Genomic DNA, 17,591 nt, shown 5'->3' on the forward strand with positions numbered 1-17,591 from the left:
ACCGCGACAGGAATGTACCTATGACGACTTCACGAACTGCCCTCATCATCGGTGCCTCCCGCGGGCTTGGCCTTGGCCTGGTGCAGCGCCTTCACGAAGACGGCTGGAACATCACGGCCACGGTGCGTGACCCGCAAAAACCCAGCGCTCTTGATAACGTGCCAGGGGTACGCGTCGAACAGCTGGAAATGAACGACACCGCACAGCTCGATGGCCTGAAGGAGAGCCTGCAAGGCGAGGTGTTCGACCTGGTGTTCATCAATGCCGGCGTCATGGGGCCGCTACCGCAGGACCCGGAAACCGTACAGCGCAATGAAATCGGCGACCTGTTCATGACCAACGCCGTGGCGCCGATCCGCGTTGCCCGGCGCCTTGCCGGCCAAGTGCGTGAAGGCTCGGGCGTGTTAGCGTTCATGAGCTCGATCCTGGGTAGCGTGACCATCCCCGACGGTGGCGAGATTTGCCTGTACAAGGCGAGCAAGGCTGCGCTGAACTCGATGATCAACAGCCTCGTGGTCGACCTGCAGCGGCCTGACCTTTGCGTATTGGCCATGCACCCGGGTTGGGTCAAGACCGACATGGGCGGCGAGAACGCCGAAATCGACGTGCCCACCAGTACCCGGGGCATGCTCGAACAGATCAAGGCGCAAAGTGGCAACGGCGGGCTGCGCTTCATCAACTACAAAGGCGAATCGCTCGTCTGGTGAGTCGGACCTGATCGGTGGTTGAGACAATGCAAGGCCAGGCCGGGCGCAATACCCGGCCTGGCCCTGTAGAATGGCGGCAACCGTACCTGATTTGAGAACACCCACTATGTATGAATGGTTGAACGCCCTGCCCAAGGCTGAACTGCACCTGCACCTGGAAGGCTCACTGGAGCCGGAGTTGCTGTTCGCCCTGGCCGAGCGCAACAAGATCGCCCTGCCCTGGAACGACGTCGAAGCCCTGCGTAGCGCTTACGCCTTCAACAATTTGCAGGAATTCCTCGACCTGTATTACCAGGGTGCAGACGTGCTGCGCAGCGAGCAGGACTTCTATGACCTGACCTGGGCCTACCTGCTGCGCTGCAAGGCGCAGAACGTCATCCACACCGAGCCGTTCTTCGACCCGCAGACCCACACCGACCGCGGCATCCCGTTCGAGGTAGTGCTCAATGGTATCAACCAGGCACTCAAGGATGGTCGCGAGCAACTGGGTATCAGCAGCGGCCTCATCCTCAGCTTCCTGCGCCACCTGAGCGAAGAAGAAGCACAGAAAACCTTGGACCAGGCCCTACCGTTCCGCGACGCGTTCATCGCGGTCGGCCTGGACAGCTCCGAAAAAGGCCACCCGCCGAGCAAGTTCCAGCGCGTCTTCGACCGAGCTCGCAGCGAAGGCTTCGTCGCCGTGGCCCACGCTGGCGAGGAAGGCCCACCCGAATACATCTGGGAAGCCCTCGACCTGCTGAAGATCAAGCGCATCGACCATGGCGTGCGCGCCATAGAAGACGAACGCCTGATGCAACGCATCATCGACGAGCAGATCCCACTCACCGTGTGCCCGTTGTCCAATACCAAACTCTGTGTGTTCGATCACATGAGCCAGCACAACATCCTCGACATGCTCGAGCGCGGCGTGAAGGTGACCGTGAACTCGGATGACCCCGCTTACTTCGGCGGGTATGTCACCGAAAACTTCCACGCCTTGCACACCCACCTGGGCATGACTGAAGACCAGGCCCGCCGCCTCGCGCAGAACAGCCTGGACGCACGCTTGGTGTGACCGGGCAAGGCGTTGCAGCTACCCCACTTGCAACGCTGGAACGCGGGCAATGCGATTGATCTGCTGAATCCCCAGTGCCGATATCTGCAATGCCCGCGTGTTCTCCGCCTCACGTATCCATCCCGACTGCAGGAACAACGTGAGCAAGGCCTGCCCCAGGCTGCCGCCAAGATGAGGCCCCTGGTCGCTCCACTCATTACAGTGGCAGATCACGCAACCGCGCTGCTGCTGAGGCGCCAGTGCATCGATATAGACGCCGATGCCAGCCAACTGCGCCCGGCCCTCCTCACTGACCATCATCTGGTGCACGCTGCCCTCCAGCCAGCCTGCTACCACCAACCGATGATAGAGCTCACCGGCCAGCTCGCCGCCCAGGTGATCACCGCAACGACGGGCCCGGCGCGTCGACATCGGCATTGGCAACGGCTTGGCCTGCACGCCCCTTTCGGTACCCAGCTGCACGCTGGCCAAGGCTTCCACGGCCGCCCCCACTTGTGGCGTCGCCAGCCGGAAGTAACGCTTGCGACCGCGCGCTTCAAGCCTGAGCAGGCCTGCCGACGACAGCAATGACAAGTGGGCGCAGGCCGAGGAGGACGTCAACCCAGCCATCATCGCCAGCTCATCGGTCGGCCGCGGCGTGCCATCGATCAACGCCCACAACATGGCGCTTCGCTTGGGGTCGGCCATCAGGCCGGCAATCTGACTGATACTGCTGACTGTATTCATGTCCCTTCAACTCCCTGCAAGATCCGAATTCCAATGGCCAACATTGGTAACGCCGATGGCCCCCTAGCTGCTACCGGCCTGGCACCGGGGTCAGTATAAGCCGCATGAACGGCCCGTCCGGCAGCCGCGCAGGCAGCCCAGGGGAGTCAAAGAGAGATGGGTAGGGCAACCCTTGACCGATTGGAATAGGCCAATGGCCCCGCGTCAGTTTTAGGTGACAGGCATCAGGCCGCGAAATAGAAGGGAAGAAACGACGCACGAGGAACAATGGCCCCGCGCGGGCAGAGACTCTGCCGACAGCGCCGTTCCATAAATAGCGCAAACAAAAGTGAAGGTTCTACACCCTCCAGCCATTGCATCTGGAAGCGTCTGACGCCCCTGCCGGAAAATGCCCTGACCGCCAGTCAGGACGCCCACTCATACCCTCGCACCCCGTAACCGCAGCGCTACACTTGAGCCGCTCTCCCCACCCTTCGGAGGTATGCCGCGATGGAGATTATCGTCAGTGCGTCTAACCGTAACCCCAACTGCCCCTGGGAAGTCAGGCTTGACCAGCATGTGGTGAGCTTTCGCAGCGAAGCAGAAGCACGCGCCTTCGTCGTCACACTGGAAGCTCGTCTGCGCGCGCCTCACCCACTCAAGCCGCAGGCGTGGCCTGCAAGCGCCGGGTCAACAGCGCAACACTGACCACCAGCGCCCCGCACAGGCTGATTACCAACGCCATAGGCACTGCACTGCCATCGTGCAGCAGGCTGACCAGCGCCGCCGCGCCTGCGGCGACGCTGAATTGCAGGCAGCCCATCAAGGCCGAGGCGCTACCGGCGCGTGCGCCCTGCCCGCTCATGGCGCACGCCGAAGCATTGGGGATGATGCAACCCAGGCTGGCGATGCAGATGAACAGCGGCACCAGCAATGGCCATAGTTCAGCTGGGCGCAGCGCTGCCACTCCGAGCAACGCCAGCCCCGCAGCCAGGTACAGCCATACTGCACGCACCAGCAGGAAGGCCGGCCCACGCTTTGCCAGCAGACGCGCGTTGATCTGCGCCACCAGGATGAAACCTGCCGCATTGGTACCGAACAACCAGCCGTAGTGCTCGGCCGGCACACCGTAAAGCTTTATGAACACGAACGGTGAACCGGCGATGTAGGCAAACATACCCGCGATGGCGATCCCTCCGGTCAATGCATGGCCAAAGAACGTGCGGTCAGCCAGCAACCGAAGGTATTGACGCAAAGCGCCCGACAACGGCTGGCGCGGCATGTGCGCAGGTAAGCTCTCTGGCAACCCCAGGCCGACCGCCAGCAAGCAAGCAGCACTGAACAGGCTCAATGTCAGGAAAATCGACTGCCAACCCGCCAGGTTCACCAGTACGCCGCCGAGCATCGGTGCAAGAATTGGCGCCAACCCCATCACCAGCATCAGTTGTGAGAACACTTTGGCCGAGGCCACCGGGTCGCACTTGTCACTGACGATGGCCCGTGACAACACCATTCCGGCGCAGCCGCCCAGCGCCTGGACGAAGCGCGCCAAGATCAGCGTGTCCAGGTTTGGCGCGTAGGCGCAGGCCAACGACGCCAGGGTAAACAGCGTGACGCCAAACAGCAGCGGCTTGCGCCGGCCAAAGCGATCGGCCACCGGCCCATACGCCAGTTGCCCGAGCGACAGGCCGAGGAAGTAGGCGGCCAGCGTGGTCTGGACGTGTTTTTCGTCGGTGGCGAACGCCTGCGCCATGGCCGGGAAGGCGGGCAGGTAAAAGTCGATCGCAAGGGGCCCGAACGCACTGAGTGCGCCCAGGATCAGCACCATTCGCAGGTTCATCAGGAATCCATAGCAGGCTAAGCAAGTGCGTAAGTCTACCTGCAAGCGACGCCATCAGCATGAAAACATTTGCAACAAAACAGGGCCGCAGAAGCGTCCCATTCGACTTCAGGCCACGTCGGCCTGGTAGCCCTCTTCACGAATCGCTGCCAGCAACTGCTCAGCAGCCAGAGCGCTCTGCACACGCACCTGCCTGCCGGCCAGATCGACCTCGACCTTGGCGCTCGCGTCCTGGTCCTGTACCGCGCGGGTCACCGCCTTGACGCAATGGCCACAGGTCATGCCTTGTACGTTGAACACTTGCATGGGTGTTGCCTCCTTCAGGGTTTGGCGCAGTTTCAAGCTTGCCATCGGGGCAAGGTCAAGTTCTGCATCGAACGGCCGGGCTGGAAATCCCTACCAACCTCGGCCAAGCTGCGCCTTTACGATTCGGCAAGCAGGAGATTCTTCATGTTCAGGACAGCAGTGGGCGTTGTCGGGCTATTGGGCACGCTGGCAGCAGTGCCACCGGCAAGCGCCGAAGGCAACTCGGACTACAGCGTGCTGATCATTTCACGCGAACGCCTGGAAGTGGCCACCAGCTGCGAAATCGGTGTCTATCTGAACGACCAGCTCTCCGGGCGCGTGTTCCAGGAGCAGTCGGCCTCCTTCAACCTGCCGCCCGGCCCTGTTGACGTGCGCTTGCGCCTGCTGCCGGGGCAGATGCCCGGCTGCGCGCCCGGCCTGGAAGACCAGCGTAGCACCCGGCTGACCCTGCAAGCGGGCCAGATCAACAAGTACCGCATTGCCATGGGCCACAATGGGCTGGTACTGAGGCGAGCCAGCCTGGACTATTGACCTTCCCCACATGGCAAGGTTGATGCTGGTGGCCTGTCCAAGGAGGAGAGCCATGCCCGCATCCACTTCATTCGACCTGCCGATCTCCGGCATGACCTGCGCCAGCTGTGCTGGCCGCGTCGAGCGCGCGCTGCGCAAGGTCAATGGCGCTGAACAGGTCAGCGTCAACCTCGCCAACGAACAGGCCAGGGTCCAAGCCCCGGCCGGCAGCCTGCCGGCCTTGGTCGAGGCCGTGCGCAGCGCCGGGTACCAGGTACCGACCCGCACCCTGGAGCTACGGATCGAGGGCATGACGTGCGCCAGTTGCGTCGGCCGTGTCGAGCGCGCACTCGGTAAACTACCGGGCGTTGAGCAGGTGAGTGTCAACCTTGCCAACGAACGTGCCCACCTTCAGGTGCTGCAGGGCCTTGATGACAACCTGTTGCTCGGCGCGGTCGAAAAGGCCGGCTACGGTGCCAGCCTGCCGCTGCCGGCCGACAACGATCAGCAAGCCGTCCAGCGCCGACTGCGCAACGAACGTCTGGCCGTAGGCGCCGCCCTTGTGTTGGCCCTGCCCCTGGTGTTGCCGATGCTGCTGCAACCCTTTGGTGTGCACTGGATGTTGCCGGCTTGGGCGCAATTCGCGCTGGCCACCCCCGTGCAGTTCATCCTTGGTGCCCGCTTTTATGTAGCGGCCTACAAGGCTGTGCGCGCTGGCGCCGGCAATATGGACCTGCTGGTCGCGCTGGGCACCAGTGCCGGTTACGGCCTTAGCTTGTACCAATGGGCCAAGGCACCGGCCGGGATGGCCCCGCATCTGTACTTCGAGGCGTCGGCGGTGGTGATCGCCCTGGTGTTGTTGGGCAAGTACCTTGAAAGCCGCGCCAAACGCCAGACCGCCAGCGCCATCCGTGCCCTCGAGGCGCTGCGCCCAGAGCGCGCAGTGAGGGTGGTCGATGGCCACGAAGAAGACGTTGCAATTGCCCGATTGCAGCTCGGTGACCTGGTGCTGGTCAAGCCAGGGGAGCGCTTCCCGGTCGATGGTGAAGTGGAAGAAGGCAACAGCCACGCCGACGAAGCCCTGATCAGCGGCGAGAGCCTGCCAGTGCCCAAGCAACCGGGCGATAGCGTTACCGGCGGCGCGATCAACGGCGAAGGCCGGCTGCTGGTGCGTACCCGGGGGCTGGGTGCAGAAACCGTGCTGGCCCGCATCATCCGCCTGGTCGAAGATGCCCAGGCTGCCAAGGCGCCCATCCAGAAACTGGTAGACCGGGTCAGCCAGATCTTCGTGCCGGCCGTGCTGTTGATCGCACTGCTGACCCTGATCGGCTGGTCACTGGCCGGCGCCCCGCTGCAGACTGCGCTGATCAATGCCGTCGCCGTGCTGGTGATTGCCTGCCCTTGCGCCCTTGGCCTGGCCACACCTGCGGCGATCATGGCGGGCACAGGCGTTGCCGCGCGCCACGGCATCCTGATCAAGGACGCCGAGGCACTGGAGCGCGCCCATGCAGTGAACCGCGTGGTGTTCGACAAAACCGGTACGCTCACCTCTGGCAGCCCGCGCGTTGTCCACAGCCAGGCACTGGTCGGTGAGAAAGCTGAAATGCTTCGCTTGGCCGCTGCCCTGCAACGGGGCAGCGAACACCCCTTGGCGAAGGCAGTGCTCGATGCCTGCACCGGGCAGGGGCTGGAGGTGCCCACGGTAACCGGCAGCCAGTCCCTTACCGGCCGCGGTATCGCTGGCCAGGTGCAAGGCCGTGAACTGGCCTTGGGCAACCGGCGCCTGCTCGACGAATGCAACCTGCAACCCGGCGCCCTCGCCACACAGGCACAGGCCTGGGAAGCCGAAGGCCGTACCCTGTCCTGGCTGATTGAACGGGGCCCACAGCCTCGCGTGCTGGGGTTGTTCGCCTTCGGCGACAGCCTCAAGCCAGGTGCCCAACAGGCTATCTCAGCCCTGCACGAACGCCATATCAGCAGCCACCTGTTGACCGGCGACAATCGCGGTAGCGCCAAGGTGGTCGCCGACACCCTCGGCATCGACGATGTACACGCCGAAGTGCTCCCGGCCGACAAGGCCGCCACGGTAGCCGAGCTGAAAAAGGGTGGTGTAGTGGCGATGGTCGGCGACGGTATCAACGACGCCCCAGCGCTTGCCGCCGCCGATATCGGCATCGCCATGGGGGGCGGCACCGACGTGGCCATGCAGGCTGCCGGCATCACCCTGATGCGTGGTGACCCGCGCCTGGTGCCTGCCGCCCTGGAAATCAGCCGCAAGACCTATGCGAAAATCCGCCAGAATCTGTTCTGGGCATTCATCTTCAACCTCATCGGCATTCCGCTGGCCGCGCTGGGTTATCTGAACCCAGTAGTGGCCGGCGCCGCCATGGCGTTGTCCAGCGTCAGCGTGGTAAGCAACGCCTTGTGGCTCAAGACCTGGAAACCCACCAGCACCTCGCAGGAGGCCCCATGAATATCGGCCAGGCCGCCCGCCGCAGCGGGCTCAGCACCAAGATGATCCGCTATTACGAAGCCATCGGCCTGCTCAAGCAGGCCACCCGCAGCGACAGCGGGTACCGCCTGTACCAGCCAGAGGACTTGCACAGCCTTGCCTTCATCAAGCGCTCACGCGACCTTGGGTTTTCCCTGGAAGAGGTGGGCAAGCTGCTGACCCTGTGGCAGGACCGGCAGCGCGCCAGCGCCGACGTGAAGGCGCTGGCGCTGCAACACATCGATGAGCTGAACCGGCGTATCGAGGAACTGGCCAGCCTGCGTGACACCTTGAGCGAACTGGTAGCGCACTGCAAAGGCAATGACCGGCCTGATTGCCCGATTCTCAAAGATCTCGCAAAAGGGAGTGAATGCTGCAGTTGAGCCCACGCTTGGTATGCCATATTAGCCTGGAGCCGACCGAATAGTCGCCAAATGCGCCTTTGCCCAATAAATACGGGCATTTTCACTCAAAAAAACCCGGATGCCGCCGATACAGTTTCTACCTGCCTCGCGTGTCGAAAAAAATAAATTCCGGGAGCGTCGATGAACATCAAACAGAAACTGACCTGGGCATTCGCGGTCATCGCCGCACTGCCCATCGTCCTCGTAGCCACCTTGGTGGTCATCAACCTGCGCGGCGAAGCCCGCGACGGTTTTCTTGACGGCAGCAGCCGGGAAATCCGCCAGGTCAGTAACGCGATGAACCTGTTTTTCCAGGGCATCACCCAAAACGTCGACTACCTGGCCAGCCTCCCCCAGGTCACCGGTAGCGGCGACAACGTCAAGAAACACATCAGCGCCGACGCTGCGCAAATCACACCCAGCGAACAGGACAAGACACTGTACGAACTGTTCACGCGCCTGGCCAAAAGCCATCCGGACTACGCCTACGTGTCCTATGGCCTGCAGGACGGCGGCTACGCCTTCTGGCCAGGCGATCCGAACATGAGCAACTACGACCCGCGCACCCGCCCCTGGTACCAGGCGGCCATGGCCAACCCTGGCAAGACCCTGCGCACCGCCCCGTACTACTGGGCCGGCGACGATGCCGTACTGGTCAGCACCGTGCGCACCGTTGCCAACCAACTGGGCAGCCCCGGTGGCGTGGTCAACATCGACGTATCGCTCAAGGGCCTGACCGAGATCGTCCAGCAGATCAAGCTGGGCGAAAGCGGCTACCTGATCCTCATGGAAAACAACGGTAACGTGATGGTCGACCCACGCGATGCCAGTCACAATTTCAAACAGCTGGCCAGCTTCGGCGACGGTTATGCCGAGCTGGCCAAAGCCGGCAAGGGCTTGGCTGAGGTCGAAATCGGCGGCGTGCGCTACATGGCCAACGTCTACCCCGACGAAAAACTCGGTTGGACCTTCATAGGCCTGATCCAACAAAGCGAAGTGATGCAGACCACCACCCGCCTCACCTGGCTCATCGGCGGCGTCGCGCTGGTGCTGGCTGCGCTGTTCGCCGTGGTCGGCGCCACGTTCGCCAAACTCATCGTGCGCCCCATCAACAGCGTTTCCAGTGGCCTGGAGGACATCGCCCAGGGCGAAGGCGACCTGACCCGCAACCTGGAAGTCCGTGGCCGTGATGAAACGGCGCAACTGGCCGGTTGGTTCAACCAGTTCCTCGGCGCCATCCGCAGCCTGATCCAGCATATCGGCTCGGCGGCGAGCAAGATCCTGAGCACCTCCACCAGCTCCACTCAGGTCTCCAGCGACATGGCCGAGGCCGCCGGGCGCCAGCGCGAAGCGGTGGACATGGTCTCCACCGCATTCCACGAAATGGTCGCCACCGCCAACGAGGTCGCCCGCTCCTGCAGCCAGGCCGCGCAGTCGGCCGACAGCGGCCAGCAACAGGCCCGCGAAGGCCAGCAGCAGATCGATGCGGCGGTCAACAGTGTCGACCGGCTGAGCCAGGAGATCGAGCAGTCGGCGCAGTCGATCCAGCAATTGGAGCGCGACAGCAATGCCATTCAGTCGATCCTCGGTACCATTCGCTCGATTGCCGAACAGACCAACCTGCTGGCGCTCAATGCCGCGATCGAAGCCGCCCGCGCCGGCGAACAGGGCCGCGGGTTTGCGGTAGTGGCCGACGAGGTCCGGGCGCTGGCCAAGCGCACCGCCGACTCGACGGCTGAAATCGATGGGCTGCTTGGCAACCTGGCCAGCCGTACCGCCGAAGTGGCCGAGCAGATGCATGCCAGCCTGGAAGTGTCGCAGCAGTCGGTCAACCGCATTGGCCTGGCCCGCGACAGCTTTGGCCAGATACGCGAGTCGGTGGACATCATCCGCGACATGAACACGCAAATCGCCACCGCGGCAGAAGAACAGCACCAGGTTGCCGAAGACATCAACCGCCATATCAGCCAGATCCACGGTGATGCGCAGTTGGTGGCCGACCTGGCGCAGGCGGCGCGGCAGGACTCGGAAAGCCTGGCCGGGTTGTCCAATGAGCTGGATTCGCTGGTACGACGCTTCCGCACCTGACCGGCAGGCTGCACCGGCCTCTTCGCAGGTTCCCCGAGAAGAGGCCGGCCCCCCGCTACAACGTCAACTCACCCGGTGTAGAGCCAAACAATTGCTTGAAGGCGGCGATGTAGGCCGACGTCGAGTCATAGCCGCAGCCCAGCGCCGCGTCTGTCACACTCGCCCCCGTCTCCAGCAACGCCAGTGACGACAATAACCGCATGCGTTGACGCCAGTTACGAAAGCTCAACCCCGTCTCGCGCTGAAAAAGGCGCATCAGGGTCTTTTCCGAGCACTGCAATTGGCCGGCCCACTGCTGCAAGGTTTGCACCTGATCCGGCGCGGCAATCAAGCTGTTGCACAGCGCCAGCAAGCCGGCATGCCGCGGCAGCGGCAGGGAGAACCCCACTTCAGGCAAAGTACGAAGCTGATCGAGCAGTACCGAGACCAAGCGGCCTTCGACGCTATCGCCTTCGGGATAGTGCGCTGGGAAAACACAGAACTGCTTGATCAACTCACGCGCCAGCGGTGTCACTTCCAACACCCGGCACTGCGCCGAAGCCCAAGGGCAAGCGTCGCGGCGAATGTACAGGCTGCGCATTTCCGCCCGCCCGGACGTCACCACTTCGTGTTCAGCGTCGGCGGGAATCCACACACCCCATTGCGGTGGGGCGAAATAGCTGCCATCACGCGTGTAGACACCCAGCACACCGCTGATCGCATAGGAAAACTGCACCCAGTCGTGGCTGTGGCGAGTGGTCCAGGAGCCGGCCCCCAGGCTTTCAGCACGGGCATAGAGCGGCCTGGGCAAATGGACCAGGGCTGGAATGGCGCGGGGGTGTCCGATACTCGGCATAGTGAGTTCTTGTGGTTCTGACCAGACAAGCCTAACACCGCCTACCGGCACCCTGCAGCCCTACAGGCGGTCACCGCTCGACGATCACTGTCACCCCCTGCCCGCCCGCCGCGCAGATCGAAATCAAGCCTCGCCCCTTCCCCGCCGTCGCCAGCAGTTTGGCCAGGTTGGCCAGGATCCGCCCCCCGGTCGCCGCGAACGGGTGCCCTGCCGCCAATGAACTGCCCTTGACGTTGAGCTTGCTCCGATCGATCGCGCCCAGCGGTGCATCCAGCCCCAGCCGCTCGCGACAGTACTCGGCACTCTCCCAGGCCTTGAGCGTGCACAGCACCTGGGCAGCGAATGCCTCATGGATCTCGTAATAATCGAAGTCCTGAAGGCTAAGGCCATTGCGCGCCAGAAGCCGCGGTACCGCATAGGCCGGCGCCATCAGCAGCCCTTCCTGCCCTTTGACGAAGTCCACCGCAGCCGTCTCGCCATCGACCAGATAGGCCAGCACCGGCAGGCCCTGTGCCTGCGCCCACTCCTCCGTGCCCAGCAGCACCAGCGACGCACCATCGGTCAGCGGTGTGGAGTTGCCCGCTGTGAGTGTGCCCACGCCGCTGCGGTCGAAGGCGGGCTTGAGCTTGCTCAACTGCTCGAGGGTCAAGTCCGGCCGAAGGTTGTTGTCGCGCGTGAGGCCCAGAAAGGGTGTCAGCAGGTCATCCTGCCAACCCTCGGCATAGGCCGCTGCCAGATGCTGATGGCTAAGCAGCGCCAACGCGTCCTGCTCGGCGCGGTCGATCTGCCAGGCCTGGGCCATGCGCTCGCAATGCTCGCCCATCGACAACCCGGTACGCGGCTCGCCATTGCGCGGCAGTTCGGGCTTCAGATGCCCCGGCCGCAGTTGCAGGAAGGGCTTTAGCCGCTCGCCCAGGGTCTTGCCACGGTTGGCCTGCAGCAAGATGCGCCGCAGCCCCTCATTGACCCCGATCGGGGCATCGGAAGTGGTGTCGACACCACCGGCGATACCGCTGTCGATCTGCCCAAGGGCAATCTTGTTGGCCACCAGCAAGGCCGCCTCCAGCCCGGTGCCGCAAGCCTGCTGAATATCGTAGGCCGGCGTCTGTGGCGAGAGCCGCGAACCCAGCACGCATTCGCGGGTCAGGCTCATGTCGCGAGAATGCTTGAGCACCGCACCGGCCACGACTTCACCCAGGCGCAAACCGTGCAGGCGGTACCGTTCCGTCAGCCCCTCCAGCGTGGCCGTGAGCATTGCCTGGTTGCTGACAGTGGCGTAGGTGCCGTTGGAGCGGGCGAAAGGTATTCGGTTGCCGCCCAGAATCGCGACCCGGCGAAGTGAACGCATGCGTAGATTCCTCCTGAAACATCTCGATCCGAACAGCCTAGGTGTTTTTGCCGCATTCGAACGACCTTCCTACAAAGTTGGTCCACACTTCAATGCTTGCCTTCAGGGAGACCCGCACATGAGCGATCGCTATCTCGACTTTGCCAACTCCAACCTCGGCCGCCGCCTCATCGATGCCGTCGGGCTGCCACACCCGGCACCGCTGGAACGCTGGCAGGCAGGCCGCCTACGCCCTGTGGAAGGTGCGCTGGTGATCGGCGGAGGGCCTTTGGCAAATCAGGTCGAAGCCATCGCTCCCCGCCTGACCAGCGAATGCTACAGCTTCAATGGCGCAAGCCTACAGGCGCCGGCATGGGTGGCGGGCCTGGGGCCCAAGCTCAAGGCGGTGGTATTCGATGCCAGTCATCTGTCCGACAGCGATGAGCTGAAGCAGTTGCGCGAATTCTTCCAGCCGTTGCTGCGCAGCCTGGCGCCCTGCGCCCATGTGGTCATACTCGGGCGCCCTCCGGAAGGCATCGACGACCCGCTGGCCAGCGTCGCCCAGCGTGCCCTCGAAGGCTTCAGCCGCTCGCTGGCCAAAGAGCTGCGCAACGGTGGGACGGCGCAGCTGTTGTACCTGGATGAAGCTGCCGACAGCCAGCTCGAAGGCGCCTTGCGCTTCTTTCTGTCACCCAAGAGTGCGTTCATTTCCGGCCAGGTGCTGCGCTTGCAAGCCTGTGCCAGCGAGGTCGAAGACTGGACGCGGCCGCTGGCCGGGCGCCGGGCACTGATCACCGGTGCTGCACGCGGGATCGGCGCAGCCATTGCCGAAACCTTGGCGCGTGATGGTGCCGAGGTGATGCTGCTGGACGTGCCGCAGGCCCAACAAGACCTCGATGCCCTCGCCGCCCGCCTGGGCGGCAAGGCGCTGGGCCTGGACATCTGCGCCAGCGACGCCGCCGAGTTGCTGCTCCAGGCTTTGCCCGGCGGCATCGACATCGTCGTGCACAACGCCGGCATCACCAAAGACAAGACCCTCGCCAACATGACCCCTGACTACTGGGACGCGGTGATGGCAGTCAATCTCAAGGCACCCCAGGTACTGACCCAGGCACTGTATGCAGGCGGCGCGCTGGGGGCGGACGCACGCATCACGCTGCTGGCCTCGGTCAGCGGCATCGCCGGCAACCGCGGCCAGGCCAACTATGCCGCAAGCAAGGCCGGGCTGATCGGTTTTGCCCAGGCCTGGGCGCCGAAGCTTGGCGCGCAAGGTGGCAGCATCAATGCCGTGGCCCCCGGTTTCATCGAGACGCACATGACCGCCGCCATGCCCACGGGCCTGCGCGAAGCCGGGCGGCGCCTGAGTTCGCTGGGCCAGGGCGGTCGCCCGCAGGATGTCGCCGAGGCCATCGCCTGGCTCAGTCAGCCCGGCTCCGGCGCGGTCAATGGCCAAGTGCTGCGCGTCTGTGGCCAGGCATTGATGGGAGCGTGACCATGAACCGCCCTTGGCATGACCTGAACAGCCCCGACTCACGCGCAAGCCTCTATCTGCGCGCTGCCAGCAAACGCAAGATCAGCGGCCAGGCGCTGCCAGCCGATGGCCTGCGCTGCTTCATGCGCGTGCAGCACGGCAATCTCGCAGCGTACCGGCATCTTTGCCACTTCACCGATGACGCCCGCTTGCCGGGCACCTACCCCCACATCATGGCGTTCACCCTGCAGTTGCAGTTGCTGACCGCCGACAACTTCCCCTTCCCGCTGCTGGGCCTGGTACACCTGCATAACCGCATCGAGGTGCTGCGCCCCCTGGGTGGCATCGACGGGCTGCACTTTGCGGTCTATGCCGACAACCTGAAGCCACATGCCAAGGGCGGCACATTCGACCTGATCACCGAAGCCGAAGATGGCTTAGGCCTGATATGGCGCGAAACCAGCCGGATGCTGGTGCGCGGTTTGAAACGTGAAGGGCAGCCCGAAGAGCGAGAGGAAAGCGAACCCCAGCCGTTGCCTGAAACGACCCGCTGGTACGCCGACAGTGATATCGGCCGGCGCTACGCCAAAGTCTGTGGCGACTACAACCCGATTCACCTGAGCGCCACCAGTGCCCGGCTGTTCGGCTTCCCCAAAGCTATCGCCCATGGCATGTGGAGCAAAGCCATGGCGCTGGCAGCGCTGCGCGGGCACCTGCCAGACAGCGGATATGCCTTTGAGGTGGATTTCCGCAAACCCGTGCGGCTGCCCTCGGAGGTGGTATTGAGCGCCAGCGCGGCCGGCCCTGCCGGGGAACTGCGCCTGGATGGGCATGGCGAGCTGCTGCATATGGTCGGGCGCTGGTCGGCGCTGTGAAGGCCGCAGGCTACCGTGGCCCCTGAATCCTCTTGCTTTGCGTTGGGGCTGCACGGAAGCTATGCGGCACTAGGAGACCCGCGATGAACCTGCAAGAACTCACTCAACGCCTGCACCAGATCCGTGACAACAACGACTGGCGCGGCTTCCACAGCCCGAAGAACCTGGCCATGGCGGCCAGTGTGGAAATGGCCGAGCTGGTGGAAATCTTCCAATGGCTCAGCGAGGATGAATCGCGCCAGCTGCCTGCGGACAAACTCGCCCACGCCGGCCAGGAGGTAGGGGACGTCGTCCTCTACCTACTGCTGCTGTGCAGCGAACTGGGCCTGGACATGGAGCAGGTGGTACGGGCCAAGCTGGCCGACACCGAAAGGCGCTTCGCTCGATGAACGACCGTCACTTCGATGAACTGGCCACCCGCTTCGCCGAGAAAATCTACGGTGGCGCCAAGGGCGCTATCCGCCTGGCCGTGCTGCAGGCCGACCTGGCCGAAACCCTCCCAGACCGCCCGCTACGGGTGCTCGACATCGGCGCAGGGCTCGGCCACATGGCGTTATGGCTGGCCGAACGCGGTCACCAACTGACCCTGGCCGAACCGGCCGCACCCATGCTCGAAGGTGCCCGCACGCGCTTTGCCGATGCCGGCCAGAGCGCCACCTTCATCCAGGCGCCATGGCAGGACCTGCTCGGTCAACTCACCGAGCCCTACGATCTGGTGCTGTGCCACGCCGTGCTCGAATGGCTGGCCGAGCCAGAGAGCATCCTTCCCGTGCTGCACCAGCTGACCGCGCCTGGCGGGTGGTTGTCCCTGGCCTTCTACAACCGGGATGCGCTGGTTTATCGCAACCTGCTCAAGGGCCATTTCCGCAAGTTGCGCAGCAACCGCCTGGAAGGTGAAAAACAGAGCCTCACCCCGCAGAAACCGCTTGATCCGCGTGAGCTCAAGGTGCAACTTGATCCTCTATGGCAGGTCGAAACCGAGAGTGGCGTGCGAGTGTTCCACGACTACATGCCCAGGGAGTTCCAGGCCAAGGCGCAGATGCTCGACCTGCTGGAGATGGAACTGGCCCACCGCCGCCACCCAAGCTTTGCCGGGCTTGGTCGCTACCTGCACTGGATGTGCCGCCCTCGCTGACCTGCCCGCCGGGAGGACCTCATGTCGTACCGCCTGTTGTACCTGGCCTTGCTGCCGCTTGCCCTCAGCGCCTGTCAGGGCAGCAATCCGTACGTTGCCAGCAGCCGCCCCTTGCCACCGGCGCCCGCGCAGGCGGCCACCACCTTCGACGCCAGTGCCTACCCTGCCCCACCGCGTGACTATGGCCGTTATCGCAGCTGGAGCTGGCGCAACGGCCAGTTGCCAAGCGGCACTGCCGACGCCGACCCGGGGCAACTGGCCGATGCCGTCAGTGGTGCCCTCGACCAGCATGGGCTGCGCCCAGCCCGGGGCGCGACCGGCGACTTGCTGGTCAGTGCCGACATGCGCCTGGAGCGGCGTTTGCGCCAGGTACGCGACTATGACTACTACGACCCCTACTACGGCCCGTACCCCTATGGCGGTGTCGGTTTCGGCGGCTACCGCAACGGTTACGGCGCCTATGGCAGCGTGCCGATCGTACGCACCTACGAAGTTGAGGTGATGGTGGTGCGCATCGATCTGTTCGACGCTCGCAACGGCCAGCCGGTGTGGAGCGCGAGTGCTGAAAGCGGCAGCGACAAAAGCTCGCCACGTGACCGCGAAAGCGCCTTGCGCGAATCGGTACACAAGGCGCTCAGCGGCTATCCTCCCAGTTAATGCCTAACGGAGAACCATCATGATGCGTCGCTTCGTTCTACTGTCATTGGTACTGTTGCTTGCCGCCTGCTCGAGCAACAACGTCCAGCAGGATTTCGACGCCAGCCGAGACTTTGCCGCGTACCGCAGCTGGTCATGGCAAGAGCCGGCCCTGCACTACCGCCCGGATGACCCGCGGATCAAGAGCGACCTTACCGAACAGCGAATCCGCCAGGCCGTCGCCGACCAGCTCGACCAGCGCGGCCTGCGCCCGGCCCAAGGCAGTGCCCAGCCTGACGTCAAGGTCCGTGCTTATCTGATCGTCGAGCAACGCCAGCAGCAGATCACCACCAACTACGGCGGTGGCTGGGGCGGCTATTGGGGTGGCTACTGGGGCGGGCCGATGTACAACGAAACCCGTAGCGTCGATTACAAGGTGGCGACCATCCAGGTCGACATGTTCGATGGCCGTGACGGCAAGCTGGTTTGGCGCGGCAGTGCAGAGCAGATCATGAACAATTACCCGCCCAGCCCTGAGGAGCGCAACAGCGCCATCCAGAAGACGGTGAGCCAGGTACTGGGCAATTACCCGCCAGGCAGGGCCAAATGAGCATCGCATAGCCCGTTCGTCAGATCGCGTCTACCCTGTTGATAAACCTTGATGAACGGGTAGACGTGTTCAACGAATAAGGATCGACCTGCCAATGCAAAGCATTGTTCTGCTGATGTGGCTTGCCTTGTGCACTGAACAGGATATTCGCGAACGCCAGATCGCCGACGTCCTGACATTGGGGGTAGCAGCGGGTGCCTTGGTCTGGCTGTTCTTCACTGGCCATACCTGGATTGGCGCCGACGCCAGCGATGCCGGCTGGGCCTTGGCCATCGTCATGCTATTGACCTTGCCAGGCTACATGCTCGGCCGCTTCGGCGCTGACGACGTCAAGCTCATGGGCGCCCTGGCGTTGGCGACCAGCCATGAATATGTGCTCGGGACCTTCATCGGTGCAGGCGTCAGCGTGTTGCTCTGGCTGCTGACTCGCCGGCGCCTGTGGACCCTGTTCAATCCGAAGGTGAAGAGGAGGTTGCAGGCACTCACCGAACAAATGGGCGACAAACAAGCCTTCGTGCCTTATGTGCTGGCCGGCTTTCTGCTCACAGCGGTATGGATCCAATAATCGATCCCGTTGTCCGAATACTTGTACATGCG

General features: G+C 63.6%; 20 protein-coding genes and 1 pseudogene. 16 read left to right on the top strand and 5 right to left on the bottom strand.

Translation table 11 applies throughout. From position 1 onward, the window contains the following. Positions 1 to 20: 20 nt before the first annotated feature. Entirely contained in the window at positions 21 to 707 is a 687-nt protein-coding gene (locus tag ABRP30_RS24580; RefSeq protein ID WP_349976243.1) for an SDR family oxidoreductase, read from the top strand. 106 nt (positions 708 to 813) lie between these two features. Next, on the top strand, positions 814 to 1,761 hold the full coding sequence (locus ABRP30_RS24585; protein ID WP_267818949.1) for an adenosine deaminase: 948 nt from the start codon (positions 814 to 816) through the stop codon (positions 1,759 to 1,761). 18 nt (positions 1,762 to 1,779) lie between these two features. Here ABRP30_RS24585 and ABRP30_RS24590 read toward each other — a convergent pair whose 3' ends face one another. Continuing rightward, positions 1,780 to 2,487 carry a helix-turn-helix transcriptional regulator gene (locus ABRP30_RS24590; protein ID WP_267818951.1) on the bottom strand — a complete coding sequence of 236 codons (708 nt, stop codon included), beginning with the start codon at positions 2,485 to 2,487 and terminating at the stop codon, positions 1,780 to 1,782. Between the two features lie 489 nt (positions 2,488 to 2,976). Here ABRP30_RS24590 and ABRP30_RS24595 point away from each other — a divergent pair, with 489 nt between their 5' ends. Continuing rightward, entirely contained in the window at positions 2,977 to 3,174 is a 198-nt protein-coding gene (locus ABRP30_RS24595) for a hypothetical protein (protein WP_267818953.1), read from the top strand. On the opposite strand, the gene ABRP30_RS24600 is transcribed toward ABRP30_RS24595, so the two are convergent. Beyond that, on the bottom strand, positions 3,125 to 4,306 hold the full coding sequence (locus ABRP30_RS24600) for a multidrug effflux MFS transporter (protein ID WP_267818956.1): 1,182 nt from the start codon (positions 4,304 to 4,306) through the stop codon (positions 3,125 to 3,127). The two genes, ABRP30_RS24595 and ABRP30_RS24600, sit on opposite strands and share 50 nt — an antisense overlap. A gap of 108 nt (positions 4,307 to 4,414) precedes the next feature. Beyond that, complete coding sequence (locus tag ABRP30_RS24605) at positions 4,415 to 4,612, bottom strand: heavy-metal-associated domain-containing protein (protein ID WP_241806154.1); 198 nt, start codon at positions 4,610 to 4,612, stop codon at positions 4,415 to 4,417. Between the two features lie 144 nt (positions 4,613 to 4,756). Here ABRP30_RS24605 and ABRP30_RS24610 point away from each other — a divergent pair, with 144 nt between their 5' ends. The 5 genes and pseudogenes from ABRP30_RS24610 (at position 4,757) to ABRP30_RS24630 (ending at position 10,105) form a co-directional block, all read left to right on the top strand. Then, positions 4,757 to 5,143: a hypothetical protein gene (locus ABRP30_RS24610; protein WP_241806155.1), complete on the top strand. Its 387-nt coding sequence runs from the start codon at positions 4,757 to 4,759 to the stop codon at positions 5,141 to 5,143. A 52-nt stretch (positions 5,144 to 5,195) separates the two neighbouring features. Beyond that, complete coding sequence (locus tag ABRP30_RS24615) at positions 5,196 to 7,595, top strand: heavy metal translocating P-type ATPase (protein WP_349976244.1); 2,400 nt, start codon at positions 5,196 to 5,198, stop codon at positions 7,593 to 7,595. Next, the gene (gene cueR / locus ABRP30_RS24620) at positions 7,592 to 7,996 is read left to right on the top strand and encodes a Cu(I)-responsive transcriptional regulator (RefSeq protein ID WP_267818961.1); all 405 of its coding nucleotides are present in this window, start codon (positions 7,592 to 7,594) and stop codon (positions 7,994 to 7,996) included. The genes ABRP30_RS24615 and cueR overlap by 4 nt, the downstream gene beginning before the upstream one ends. Positions 7,997 to 8,314: 318 nt before the next feature. Further along, positions 8,315 to 9,199 (top strand): annotated as a pseudogene (locus tag ABRP30_RS24625) (cache domain-containing protein); the annotation flags it as partial. Positions 9,200 to 9,400: 201 nt separating this feature from the next. Next, a complete protein-coding gene (locus ABRP30_RS24630) occupies positions 9,401 to 10,105 on the top strand; it encodes a methyl-accepting chemotaxis protein (RefSeq protein WP_372490509.1) in 705 nt (234 codons plus the stop codon). Positions 10,106 to 10,160: 55 nt separating this feature from the next. Here the strand turns inward: ABRP30_RS24630 and ABRP30_RS24635 are convergent, their stop codons facing one another. Both ABRP30_RS24635 and ABRP30_RS24640 read right to left on the bottom strand, forming a co-directional pair. After that, complete coding sequence (locus tag ABRP30_RS24635) at positions 10,161 to 10,940, bottom strand: helix-turn-helix transcriptional regulator (protein ID WP_267818965.1); 780 nt, start codon at positions 10,938 to 10,940, stop codon at positions 10,161 to 10,163. A gap of 70 nt (positions 10,941 to 11,010) precedes the next feature. Further along, a complete protein-coding gene (locus ABRP30_RS24640; RefSeq protein ID WP_349976245.1) occupies positions 11,011 to 12,288 on the bottom strand; it encodes an acetyl-CoA C-acetyltransferase in 1,278 nt (425 codons plus the stop codon). A 118-nt stretch (positions 12,289 to 12,406) separates the two neighbouring features. On the opposite strand from ABRP30_RS24640, the gene ABRP30_RS24645 reads away from it, so the two are divergent. The 8 genes from ABRP30_RS24645 (at position 12,407) to ABRP30_RS24680 (ending at position 17,559) form a co-directional block, all read left to right on the top strand. Then, positions 12,407 to 13,759, top strand: a complete 1,353-nt coding sequence (locus ABRP30_RS24645) for a 3-oxoacyl-ACP reductase (RefSeq protein ID WP_267818968.1) — start codon at positions 12,407 to 12,409, stop codon at positions 13,757 to 13,759. A gap of 2 nt (positions 13,760 to 13,761) precedes the next feature. Then, positions 13,762 to 14,613: a MaoC/PaaZ C-terminal domain-containing protein gene (locus ABRP30_RS24650; RefSeq protein WP_349976246.1), complete on the top strand. Its 852-nt coding sequence runs from the start codon at positions 13,762 to 13,764 to the stop codon at positions 14,611 to 14,613. Positions 14,614 to 14,696: 83 nt separating this feature from the next. Beyond that, a complete protein-coding gene (locus ABRP30_RS24655) occupies positions 14,697 to 15,002 on the top strand; it encodes a MazG-like family protein (RefSeq protein ID WP_241806163.1) in 306 nt (101 codons plus the stop codon). A 15-nt stretch (positions 15,003 to 15,017) separates the two neighbouring features. Next, on the top strand, positions 15,018 to 15,197 hold the full coding sequence (locus tag ABRP30_RS24660; RefSeq protein WP_372490359.1) for a hypothetical protein: 180 nt from the start codon (positions 15,018 to 15,020) through the stop codon (positions 15,195 to 15,197). Then, positions 15,131 to 15,748: a methyltransferase gene (locus ABRP30_RS24665; RefSeq protein ID WP_372490360.1), complete on the top strand. Its 618-nt coding sequence runs from the start codon at positions 15,131 to 15,133 to the stop codon at positions 15,746 to 15,748. Before ABRP30_RS24660 ends, ABRP30_RS24665 begins: the two co-directional genes overlap by 67 nt. A 21-nt stretch (positions 15,749 to 15,769) precedes the next feature. Next, on the top strand, positions 15,770 to 16,405 hold the full coding sequence (locus tag ABRP30_RS24670; protein WP_349976248.1) for a DUF4136 domain-containing protein: 636 nt from the start codon (positions 15,770 to 15,772) through the stop codon (positions 16,403 to 16,405). Between the two features lie 19 nt (positions 16,406 to 16,424). Next, a complete protein-coding gene (locus ABRP30_RS24675; protein ID WP_349976249.1) occupies positions 16,425 to 16,994 on the top strand; it encodes a DUF4136 domain-containing protein in 570 nt (189 codons plus the stop codon). A gap of 94 nt (positions 16,995 to 17,088) precedes the next feature. Beyond that, complete coding sequence (locus ABRP30_RS24680) at positions 17,089 to 17,559, top strand: A24 family peptidase (RefSeq protein ID WP_349976250.1); 471 nt, start codon at positions 17,089 to 17,091, stop codon at positions 17,557 to 17,559. Positions 17,560 to 17,591: the final 32 nt, after the last annotated feature.

Source organism: Pseudomonas sp. WHRI 8519 (assembly GCF_040224055.2).
GTDB classification, from domain to species: domain Bacteria; phylum Pseudomonadota; class Gammaproteobacteria; order Pseudomonadales; family Pseudomonadaceae; genus Aquipseudomonas; species Aquipseudomonas putida_X.

Coding starts and splice junctions, on each gene's coding strand:
- ABRP30_RS24580 (WP_349976243.1), top strand. CDS start 21: ATGACGACTTCACGAACTGCCCTCATCATCGGTGCCTCCCGCGGGCTT.
- ABRP30_RS24585 (WP_267818949.1), top strand. CDS start 814: ATGTATGAATGGTTGAACGCCCTGCCCAAGGCTGAACTGCACCTGCAC.
- ABRP30_RS24590 (WP_267818951.1), bottom strand. CDS start 2,487: ATGAATACAGTCAGCAGTATCAGTCAGATTGCCGGCCTGATGGCCGAC.
- ABRP30_RS24595 (WP_267818953.1), top strand. CDS start 2,977: ATGGAGATTATCGTCAGTGCGTCTAACCGTAACCCCAACTGCCCCTGG.
- ABRP30_RS24600 (WP_267818956.1), bottom strand. CDS start 4,306: ATGAACCTGCGAATGGTGCTGATCCTGGGCGCACTCAGTGCGTTCGGG.
- ABRP30_RS24605 (WP_241806154.1), bottom strand. CDS start 4,612: ATGCAAGTGTTCAACGTACAAGGCATGACCTGTGGCCATTGCGTCAAG.
- ABRP30_RS24610 (WP_241806155.1), top strand. CDS start 4,757: ATGTTCAGGACAGCAGTGGGCGTTGTCGGGCTATTGGGCACGCTGGCA.
- ABRP30_RS24615 (WP_349976244.1), top strand. CDS start 5,196: ATGCCCGCATCCACTTCATTCGACCTGCCGATCTCCGGCATGACCTGC.
- cueR (WP_267818961.1), top strand. CDS start 7,592: ATGAATATCGGCCAGGCCGCCCGCCGCAGCGGGCTCAGCACCAAGATG.
- ABRP30_RS24630 (WP_372490509.1), top strand. CDS start 9,401: ATGGTCGCCACCGCCAACGAGGTCGCCCGCTCCTGCAGCCAGGCCGCG.
- ABRP30_RS24635 (WP_267818965.1), bottom strand. CDS start 10,940: ATGCCGAGTATCGGACACCCCCGCGCCATTCCAGCCCTGGTCCATTTG.
- ABRP30_RS24640 (WP_349976245.1), bottom strand. CDS start 12,288: ATGCGTTCACTTCGCCGGGTCGCGATTCTGGGCGGCAACCGAATACCT.
- ABRP30_RS24645 (WP_267818968.1), top strand. CDS start 12,407: ATGAGCGATCGCTATCTCGACTTTGCCAACTCCAACCTCGGCCGCCGC.
- ABRP30_RS24650 (WP_349976246.1), top strand. CDS start 13,762: ATGAACCGCCCTTGGCATGACCTGAACAGCCCCGACTCACGCGCAAGC.
- ABRP30_RS24655 (WP_241806163.1), top strand. CDS start 14,697: ATGAACCTGCAAGAACTCACTCAACGCCTGCACCAGATCCGTGACAAC.
- ABRP30_RS24660 (WP_372490359.1), top strand. CDS start 15,018: ATGAACTGGCCACCCGCTTCGCCGAGAAAATCTACGGTGGCGCCAAGG.
- ABRP30_RS24670 (WP_349976248.1), top strand. CDS start 15,770: ATGTCGTACCGCCTGTTGTACCTGGCCTTGCTGCCGCTTGCCCTCAGC.
- ABRP30_RS24675 (WP_349976249.1), top strand. CDS start 16,425: ATGATGCGTCGCTTCGTTCTACTGTCATTGGTACTGTTGCTTGCCGCC.
- ABRP30_RS24680 (WP_349976250.1), top strand. CDS start 17,089: ATGCAAAGCATTGTTCTGCTGATGTGGCTTGCCTTGTGCACTGAACAG.